The sequence below is a fragment of the Allolucifera butyrica genome (assembly GCF_900476375.1).
Lineage (GTDB): Bacteria > Bacillota > Negativicutes > Sporomusales > UPPP01 > Lucifera > Lucifera butyrica.
In genome coordinates, this window is sequence record NZ_UPPP01000044.1 from 1 (window position 1) to 467 (window position 467).

Annotated in this window: 1 protein-coding gene; it reads left to right on the forward strand. The window is 35.5% G+C overall.

The window, feature by feature from the left end:
• Positions 1 to 80 precede the first annotated feature (80 nt).
• On the forward strand, positions 81 to 467 hold a 387-nt coding region (locus tag LUCIF_RS00170), incomplete at its 3' end, for a transposase (protein WP_133306295.1).

Consider the following 467-nt stretch of genomic DNA (forward strand, 5'->3'; position numbering starts at 1 on the left):
GAAACCACTGAAAAAGTCTGAAACCCCCCGAATATATCGATATAATAATAATAGATCAAATTGTAATGCGGGGAATCTAAATGCTAAAGACAACACCAAAACAATTAAGCCTATATTCCGTTCTATACGATAAAATACCGGAAAATCATATACTGAAAGTCATTAATAAAACGGTAGACTTTAGCTTTGTTAATAAACTTCTTGAAGATTCATATAGCAAAAAAATAGGACGCCCGGCAAAAGAACCAGAAATGATGGCTAAACTCCTGATTCTCCAATATTTGTACAACTTATCCGATGTCAGGGTAATTGAAGAAGTGTCACTCAACTTGGCCTATATGTGGTTTGTCGGCATAAATCCTGATGAAGAACTGCCAGATGCAAGCTTGCTTGCAAAATTCAGAACGCAAAGACTTAAAGATACCAGTATGGATGATATTATTCAGGAAGTAGTTCACCAATGCATT